Origin of the sequence: Micromonospora sp. NPDC050200 (assembly GCF_040656135.1) — a bacterium.
GTDB lineage: Bacteria > Actinomycetota > Actinomycetes > Mycobacteriales > Micromonosporaceae > Micromonospora.
In genome coordinates, this window is sequence record NZ_JBFALG010000145.1 from 1 (window position 1) to 4,517 (window position 4,517).

Sequence of the window (4,517 nt, forward strand, 5' to 3'; positions counted from 1 at the left end):
AGATCGAATGGTCAGGCTCAAGCTCCGGTCTACCGGCGCTGTCATCGCCGTCGCCGGACTCGTCGTCTCCTCGGCACCCAGCGCGGCGACGGCGGCAACAGGGACGGCCGGCGCCGACCGCATGATGGTGGTCGCCACCGGGCTCGACAATCCCAGGGGGCTCGCGGTGACGCCCGGGGGAGTGGTGCTGGTCGCCGAGGCCGGCAGAGGCGGCCAGGGACCATGCATCATCGGCGGGCAGGCCCAGACGTTCTGTCTCGGCGGCACGGGCGCGGTCACGGCGGTCTGGGGGGAGCGCCACCAGGAGCGCGTCGTGACCGGACTTCCGTCGCTGGGCACCGCGAACCAGTCCGAGGTCCTCGGACCGCACGACATCGCACTGACCAAGGCCGGCCCGCTCGTCACCATCGGCCTGGGCACGGACCCGGAGCGCCGCGCCCAGCTGGGTCCCGCCGGGGCGCTCATCGGTCAGACCGTGCGGGTCGGGCCTTCGGGCACCAGCGCCTTCGCCGACCTGGCCGGGTACGAGGCGGCACACAACCCGGACCAGGACCAGCCCGGCACGGGGCCGGACAGCAATCCGTACGGCCTCCTGCCGTACGGCGATGGTGCCGTGGTGACCGACGCGGGCGGCAACGACCTGCTGCGTCTCGACCGCCGGGGTCGCATCTCCACGCTCGCCGTCTTCCCGACGACGCCGACTCCGAACCCGTTCGGCGGACCGGACATCCCGATGCAGTTCGTGCCGACCACGGTGACGACGGGTTCCGGCGGGGCCCTTTACGTCGGCCAGCTGACCGGATTCCCGTTCCCCGTCGGCGGGGCGAAGGTGTGGCGCGTCGTGCCTGGCCAGACGCCCACCGTCTTTGCCGAGGGCTTCACGAACATCGCCGACATCGCTTTTGACCACAAGGGCAGGCTGCTTGTCCTCGAGATCTCAGCCAAGGGCCTGCTCGGCGGCGACCCGACTGGTGCATTGATCAGGGTGGAACGTGACGGCTCGCGCAGCGAACTCGCCCGGGCGGGTCTCGTCACGCCCACGGGCGTGGCGGTCGCCCACGACGGCACGATCTACATCTCGAACAAGGGCACCCTGGTTGGCCAGGGCGAGGTGCTGCGGCTGCGAGCGCGCGACTAGGGCCTGTGTCCAAACCGGCCGTAGTACTGACGCCGGGTAATCGTCGGGGTGGCGTTTCGAGATCGACAATGGGTGAGGTCGCGGCCAGATCGACGTCGTTGTGGAGCGGTCGCGGCTGATTGACGGGATGGCGTTGGATTCCCGACACACGGTGTCCGCTCCTCCGGCCGACACGTAGTTTGCGGTCACGGTCCGACTACTGGGAGGCGTTTGCCGATGGCCGCGATGCTGGAACCCCGCCTGATTCCGCGAACTCGCCATGCCGTCACGGGCCCGACCATCGAGCGTGACCGGGCTCGCTGGAGGGGTTTCCTCCGACTCGCCCGACTACGCTTCCTGCTCTACAACCTCCTGCCGGTGGGTCTCGCCGTGGCGGTGTCGGTACACCAAGGCCACCCGCTCGATCTCACGTGGTACGCCGTCGCACAACTGTTCGCGTGGACGGTCCATGTGATGACGCACTACTGCAATGAGTACTTCGATCTTGACGCCGACCGCGCGAACGTCTACTTCACCCCGTGGACCGGTGGCAGCCGAGCATTGGTGGACGGGTTGGTGGCACCCGTGGTGTCGCTCGGCGCCGGGTTCGTCCTGTTGAGCGCGTCGATGCTGATGATGGCCGCCATGCCGTCCTGGCAGGCACGACTGCTCGCCACCGCGGCCGTTGTGTTGGCCTGGTTCTACACCGCGCCACCATTGAAGCTCAACTATCGAGGCGCGGGAGAGATGACCGTCGCCGCGATCCTCAACGGCCTGTGGCCCGCCGTCGCGGCAATGCTCCAGGCGGGCACCGTACCTATGCTGCTGGTGGCTGTGCTGGCACCCACCGCGCTGCTGCAGGTGGCACGGATGATGGTGATGAATCTGGGTGACCGCCGATCGGACGCGACCGTCGGCAAGCGCACACTGCCGGTCATCATCGGCTACCAGCCGGCGGTGAACCTGATCGTCGGCGCGCAGCCGGTCGCGTACGCGATGCTTACCGCCTTCGCCGTGCTCGGCTGGGTACCGTGGCTGGTCTGGGCCGCGATGGCCGCTACCGCGCCGCTGTCGGCATGGCTCGTCAGGCAGCTCCGCGGCGGCGCGATGCGTGATCTCGAACCCAGGCGCATGACGCCCGTGGTGTTCTGGGCATCGAACCACGTGTCGCTGATCGTCGCGGCAGCAATGCTGGGCGTGATCCTGGATGCGGCGCGACAGTCCGCCAACCCGGGCGCACTGGCCGTGCTCGGCGCGGTCCTCACCGCCTACGGCGTTCTGTTCGCCCACCGACTGTGGTTGGCGCACCGCGCGCCCACCAGGGTCGACCGCGACCCCCCACGAGCAGCATCGGCGGCACCGGGATCGTCCGGCAGCGGATAGTGGAGGTCGGGCCGGAGCGTCTCTGATCAGCTTATCGATCCTGAGTCGGATTGGGCTTCCGGGATCGTTTCCCATCGTGGTGGGGTTGCGTGGGCGCGGAGGTGGAATCCCGCGCCCAGGGCGGCTCCTCGTGGCTGGTGGCCGGTGGTGGGTGTGTTGATCGTGTTCACGTCCTGGTGCCGGTGGGCTGCGCGGGGCAGTCGGGTCCGGTCCGTTGGTGCGTGTCTCTCCGGACGCTTGCCCGCCTGGCTGTGGGGCCGGGTGGGGGAGGGTGCCCTGCGTCGCCTGGGCGCGGGGCGTGAGGTGTGGGGCCGGGTGGGGCTGGTTTTCGACCGGTCCTTGCGGCGGCTGGTTTCGGTGGGTGGGGTGACGACGGCTGTGGCTTCGAGGGTGTCCACGACCGAGCGGATCATCATGGCGCTGTTGGTGCGGTCGGTGACGGTCTTGGCCTGATGGGTCAGGCCGCGGGCGGCGATGCGGCGCCAGGCGCCGTGGTCGCGGTCTGCCTGCCAGCCCGCAGGTTTCTCGGCCGGCCACGTCGATAGGACCCCGGCGGTCAGGTCGGCACGCCACTTCGCCGAGCGCAGAGCACGCCCGGCCTGCTCCTGGGCCATGCGCACGATCCGGTCGTTGACCTTCACGCCCTCGGGCGTGGTGGCGGTCCAGCCGAGGCGCCGCAGCGCCATCCACGCGTTCGACGGTAGTTTCCGGCCGCCCGCGTCCTGCCCGGAGGCCAACACCTCCACATCTGCGGTGTTTCAGTGCTCGCCAATCAGGGCGCCCACCATGCCCGCCACCAGGTCGACACACCAGCCGATACGTTCGGCAAGCACGGCCTGGGACAGGACCTCGCCGGTCTTCTCATCCACACCCGCACGCACAAGGATGCGGGCACACGCGGTACGGGAGGTCTCGTCTTCGGCGAGCGGCAGCTTCCGGCTCACTGGCCACCGGCCTGGCACTGCCCGGACTCGGCCAGCAGGCGACGCCGGTTCTACGCCGATCGCATCCCGTACAGACGCCCGGCGAACATGGTGATCAACGAAACGAAGTCCTCCAGCAACTCCTCCCGTCCGCCGAGCTTCTTCGGGTGCAGCACCTCGAGGGTGGCACCGTGCACGGCGAGCAACTGTTTCAGCCAACCGACACCGAACCGTGCAAGCCGGTCCTCATGCGTCACCCGCACCACCGTGACACTTCCATCGGCGACGGCCCGCAACAGCCGGTCGAGGCCGGGCCGGTCCTCCCGCAGGCCCGACGCCCGGTCACGGAAAACTTTGACGACCTCGCCGGTGGACGTGGCCCGCAGCTCCTGCTCCTGGGCCTCCAACGAGGATTCCTGCCCACTGGAGCCGGAGACACGCACGTACAGGCCCTCCAAGCGAAGGCGCCCACCGCCCGTGGAGACCTTCATCGCCTCGACATCAATCGAGGAGAACCGGCGCTCACGACCGACCCACGTCACCGGAATCTTCCCCGAGTCAGCCCAAAGACGAAGCGTCGCGGGGTGAACACCCATGTGAGCTCTCACCCAATCTGATCCGTGCTGGGTGGCGCTGAGCTGCGGTGGATCAGATTCGATGAGAAGGAGCACGTCCTCATATGTCTCAGTGAATGTGATCCAGTGCCGGGATCGGCGCTCTCATCGAGGATCGTGGGCGCTCAGCGCTCGCCGGGTCCCTGGTCGAGACCCGGACAGCACGACCGGCTACCGACGCTGGCATGGCCATTTTCCGCCATGCCAGCGGGCGGTGGATGTCCGACGAGAACGCCGACCACTCCCAGCTCCTGGCCGACAGCGCCGCGGATCTGCTCGCCGTCTCGCCACGTATATGCGGGATGACCATACGAACCAGTCCCCGCCATGATCTCGACCCGAGACAGGCGTGTTCGCATTCATTTTCGGTTGCTCAGGCGAAATCAGTTGGCGGGCTTGCCGAACCAGCGGGAGAGGTGGTCGTCCAGGTCCTGCTGATCGTCGCCGATCCAGGCGACGTGGCCGTCGGGGCGTAGCAGG

6 protein-coding genes are annotated in these 4,517 nt (G+C 68.6%); 2 read left to right on the forward strand and 4 right to left on the reverse strand.

Annotation, left to right across the window (positions count from 1 at the left end; all coding sequences use genetic code 11):
* The first annotated feature begins 121 nt into the window (after positions 1-121).
* Together AB0I41_RS34855 and AB0I41_RS34860 are read left to right on the forward strand one after the other, a co-directional pair.
* Positions 122-1,138 (forward strand): ScyD/ScyE family protein, encoded by a 1,017-nt coding sequence (locus AB0I41_RS34855; protein WP_357115634.1) that lies wholly within the window; start codon positions 122-124, stop codon positions 1,136-1,138.
* A 216-nt stretch (positions 1,139-1,354) separates the two neighbouring features.
* Entirely contained in the window at positions 1,355-2,500 is a 1,146-nt protein-coding gene (locus AB0I41_RS34860; RefSeq protein ID WP_357115637.1) for a prenyltransferase, read from the forward strand.
* A 26-nt stretch (positions 2,501-2,526) separates the two neighbouring features.
* Here the strand turns inward: AB0I41_RS34860 and AB0I41_RS34865 are convergent, their stop codons facing one another.
* The 4 genes from AB0I41_RS34865 to AB0I41_RS34880 form a co-directional block, all read right to left on the reverse strand.
* A complete protein-coding gene (locus AB0I41_RS34865) occupies positions 2,527-3,186 on the reverse strand; it encodes a hypothetical protein (RefSeq protein WP_357115639.1) in 660 nt (219 codons plus the stop codon).
* 72 nt (positions 3,187-3,258) lie between these two features.
* Positions 3,259-3,444, reverse strand: coding sequence for a hypothetical protein (locus AB0I41_RS34870; RefSeq protein ID WP_357115642.1), 186 nt, complete (start codon positions 3,442-3,444; stop codon positions 3,259-3,261).
* Between the two features lie 50 nt (positions 3,445-3,494).
* A complete protein-coding gene (locus AB0I41_RS34875) occupies positions 3,495-4,019 on the reverse strand; it encodes an IS607 family transposase (protein ID WP_357115645.1) in 525 nt (174 codons plus the stop codon).
* Positions 4,020-4,420: 401 nt separating this feature from the next.
* Positions 4,421-4,517 (reverse strand): hypothetical protein (locus AB0I41_RS34880; RefSeq protein WP_357115648.1); only part of this gene is annotated, 97 nt, incomplete at its 5' end.